The 4,599-nt window shown below is 41.9% G+C and carries 2 protein-coding genes; both read right to left on the bottom strand.

What is annotated here, in order from left to right; translation table 11 throughout:
* On the bottom strand, positions 1-1,437 hold a 1,437-nt coding region (locus tag ACLL8Z_RS06790; RefSeq protein WP_411274012.1), incomplete at its 3' end, for a RagB/SusD family nutrient uptake outer membrane protein.
* A gap of 101 nt (positions 1,438-1,538) precedes the next feature.
* A partial coding sequence (locus ACLL8Z_RS06795) for a SusC/RagA family TonB-linked outer membrane protein (protein WP_411274013.1) occupies positions 1,539-4,599 on the bottom strand: 3,061 nt, incomplete at its 5' end.

Genomic DNA, 4,599 nt, shown 5'->3' on the forward strand with positions numbered 1-4,599 from the left:
TAATAACTCCCGTCCCCGTTCATCTAAAATAAAATCCATATTCAGTTGAGCAGCGGTAATTTCCATCGCCGATTCCTTTCCAGGCAATGCAGCACGCCTTCTTAACGTATTCATAAAGGTCAATGCTTCGGTAATATTGCCTGATTTTAATAATGCCTCAGAAGCGATCAAATAGGTTTCGGCTAATCTGGCTACCATAAAATCTCTTGAACCTCTCTCTTCCTGAACAGAAGGACGAAGTGGGTCAAGGAATTTGCTTAAAGATGGAAAGTAACGGTAGTTCCCAGAAGACAATACTTCAGCACGATCAATAAGGCGATAATTTTTAGACGCTTTTACCGCTGCCGAAACGTTATCAGGTGCAACGTAAATAGCTGTATCTCCTATTTTCATTCCAGTTGCCAGGGTTGCTGGGTTATTAGCTAGAAATACTTGTTTAAAAGAAGCATTATATCTGGAATCTTTGGTACGGTCAAACAAGTCTAATGTATACATGGTTGGCTTAAAACGTTTAAACGGTCGGCCATTAGCCACGTCACGCTGAGTACCCTTTATTCCGGCATCATATTCCATAAGAAAATAAAGATGACCACTATTTCCACCGCCATTCGTTAGAAGATCTGTAGAATATTGTACTGCAAAGACAACTTCGGAATGCTCCTGTTTCGCCTGATCAAAAACATCCGCAAAAACAGGTAAAAGCTTCAGCCCGTAATTGGCGATTACGCTTTTAGCAAGAACTGCCGAACGCTGATAATCGTCCGCCTTCGCGGCTCCCGGAATACTTGCCCGGGTCAAAAGTACTTTAGCAAGCATATGCTCGGCAGCAGCTTTGCTTGCTCTGCCATAATCGTTTTGTTTGGCGGGCAAGGTGGTTACAGCAAACTCAAGATCAGAAACGATCGCATCATAAACGGACTTAACAGGCGCACGAGTTGCTGTTGTTTGAATTTCGGTAGTTTCTTTTAAACTTAAGTGAATCGGGCCGAAAGTCTGAACCAGAATAAAGTAATAGTGGGCTCGCAGAAAGCGAGCCTCCGCCACTCTTTGCGCTTTCAAAACCGCAGAAACATTTGCAGTCTCGGCACGATCTATCACCGTGTTGGTAGTGTTAATTGCCCTGTAAAAATCATTCCACAGATCGCGAATATAATCTACCTGGGAATTTAGCCCTGGTTTGTAATCGTTAAGATCCTTATAGTTTCCATCAGCACCCTTAGTATATGTATCTGTACCAAAAACGGTGAGTGTAAACCCTCTCTGACTTCCGTAGAAAGACCGAAGTGGCTCGTATGATGCTTTGACAGCGTCTTCGAACCCGGCTGCTGTTTTATAATATTCCGGGGTTATGTTTGAAACTATATCCTCTTCCAGTACTTTTTTGCAAGATTGACTGATTAAAGCCAAACAACATAAGGTTAATATAATCTTTTTCATTTGTATACTTGTTTTTGATTGTGATGAAACCTGCATGGACTTATATTCACTTCGTCGTATAACCGATAAGCTCATGCAGATTTCATAAAAAGTCTTCATTATTAAAATTTAGCGTTTAAACCAAAGAGAAACTGCCGTACTGAAGGTACACCAATCCCTACCTCATTGGTCTGCTCCCTGTTATTGCTTCTACCACGTGCCTGCTCTGGATCAAGATTATCGCCATATTGTGAGAAGATGAAAGGATTTTGAGCGCTCGCATATAATCTTAATGACGACATTTTCAATTTGGTGCTAAATTTGGCGGGAACATTATATCCAAGGTTAATATTCCGGATTTTTGTAAATGACCCGTCAAAATAAGATATGGTATTGCTGTAAAGCGGATTCTCCTGGTTTTGATTTGGTCGCGGGAAAGCGTTTGTCGGGTTTTTTGGTGTCCAATAGTCTACATTCAGATTATTATAACGACCCGCTAAGGCATTCAGCCCTGTATATAAACTACTCCGAATCATACTTCCCTGCCGCGTAAATACAAATACTGACAGATCCAACCCTTTGTAAGCAAAGCGATTGGTAAAGCCGCCTGACCAACTCGGAATATCTGATCCCAAAATCACACGGTCAAGAGCATTGATAACTCCATCGTTGTTTTGATCCTTAACTTTAATCTCTCCGGGATTCTGCTTGTATTTGCTGGCTTCAGCAGCTTCCCCACTTTGCCAAATACCTAGTTTTTGGAAATCATAATAAACCGTCAATGGCTGACCTATAAAATACAGACTTCCTACATCATCTTTTTTACCACTGTAAATCTCAACAATCTCTTCTTTATTACTGTTTATGTTAAAGTCTGTAGTCCATACAAAGCCATTGTCGCCTTTATCAATATTTACTGTCGACACAGTGAACTCAATACCCCTATTGCGACTTTTTCCTACATTCTGCAATACGCTTCCGTAACCACTTGTAAATGGCAAGTTTCTAGGCATCAGAAGATCATAGGTATCTTGTTCGTAAAGCTCAAGAGAGCCTGATATGCGATTATTCAACAATCCGTAATCCAGACCAATATTAGTCGTAGCGGTAGTTTCCCATCTTAAGTCTGGGTTAACCAGAGACCCTGGACGATATCCGAAAGCACCAGTTGTTCCAAATGCGTAGGTAGTGCGACTAAGTGATCCCTGGGTTCCATAAGGACTTATTCCTTCATTACCTGTAAGGCCGTAACTGGCCCTTAACTTCAGATTTTCAATAGCCGAGATCCCCTTCATGAAAGGTTCTTCAGTAATTCGCCATGCCAAAGCTACTGAGGGAAAAAATCCATACTTTTTAGTATCTCCAAATAAACTTGTTTCTCCGGAAAACTTGGAAGATCCGTCAATTCTGGTGGTAAGAGTGAGCAAATATTTATCTTTAAACCCGTAGTTTATTCTCCCCATGTAAGACAATAAGCCACTTTCGCTCAGGTCGCTATCGACCCCTTCAATGGTGGGTGCTGAGGAGAGCTTATAGAACAACTGGTATTCGTAAGGCATACCACTGGCTCTGATACTGGAAAATTCATTTCTTTGTTTCTGGACACTAAATAAGCCTGTGAAATTTAAATCATGAATCTTGTTGAATTTTTTACTGTAATTTAAAATATTCTCTACTGTGTAAGAAAACTGCTGACTATAATCATTTCGTGCGAACGGAGTACCATTTCCCCTGGCGTTTGTCATGCTGGCCTGGAATTGCCCGAAACGACGTACCGAGTAATCAGGGCCAAAATTCAAGCGATAGGTAAGCCCATCCAATATTTTATACTCGGCGAATAAACTTGCGAAAATCCGGGTACGGCGGTTTTCATCAATCAGTGCATTTTCCTGAACTTCAAGTAATGGATTAGTCTGCGCGCCATCCGAAGTATTGCGGAAAAGCAACTTCCCATCTTTATCAAACGGAATGCCCAGCGGATTCTCCCTTAAAGTAACTCCCCATGGATTCGAACCAATATTCTGTTTATTGAGACTGGTTATTAACGATACACCGAACTTTAATTTAGGACTTATTTCCTGATCAAGATTAACTCTGATGTTGTCGCGGTTAAAATCCTGACCGATTTGCACTCCCTGATCGTTAAAATGATTAAAGGAAACAGCAAAGCGTGTTTTTTCACTACCGCCCGATATTCCAAGCTGGTAATTTTGTTGGCCACCCGTTTGAGTGAGATAGGATTGATAATCGGTGCTTCGGCCCAACGCAAGAGATTCTTGCTCTATAGTCTCGAAAAGTGCTTTATCAGCTGCTACCGGATCTGCATCATTATACTTTCCGATTGCTCTTCGTGATTCTCTTTTGTATTCGGCAAATTGCTCACCATTCATCACATCATATAAGTTAATTGGCTTTGAAATACCGTAATAGCTGTCAAAGGTGATACTTGTTTTGCCTGGTACACCTTTCTTAGTCGTGATAATTACCACACCATTTGCACCTCTGGATCCATAAATTGCGGTCGAGGACGCATCCTTTAGAATCTCCATTGATTGTATATCCTGTGGATTAATGTCATTTATGCCTCCCGACAGCGGTATGCCATCCACAACATAAAGTGGATCATTCCCGGCATTAAATGATCGCCGTCCTCTAATACGTACATTCACTCCATCTCCCGGGCGGTTGCCCGCACTAAGCACTTCTACTCCTGCCGCCCTGCCTTGCAAAGCTTGCTGTGCGTTAGTTATTGGCAGTTCAGAGATTTCCTTTGCTGATACGGAGGAGATTGCTCCAGTTACCTGGCTTTTTGTCTGCGTTCCATATCCTACAACCAAAACTTCACCTAATGATTGGGAATCTTCGACTAAAGTAACGTTTAGAGTTTCTGCTCTGGAGAAAGCCCTCTCTAGTGTTACAAATCCTAAAAAAGTGAACACCAATGTTCCCCCGCTTTCCGGGACATTCAATACGTAATTACCGTCAGCCCCGGAGGTAGTGCCGATAGCGGTTCCTTTTAACCTGATGCTTACACCAGGCAATGGTTCACCATTTGAAATTACTTTTCCCGTAATTGGCCATGTTAAAAGTTTAACTCCCTCTGACGGAGATGCAAACATCAATTTGCGAGTTTCTCTTTCCATGCTGAGTACTGTTGTCACCTTGGAAAACAGCAAGAGGAAG

It is taken from the genome of Daejeonella sp. (assembly GCF_046590655.1).
Classification (GTDB): Bacteria; Bacteroidota; Bacteroidia; order Sphingobacteriales; family Sphingobacteriaceae; genus Daejeonella.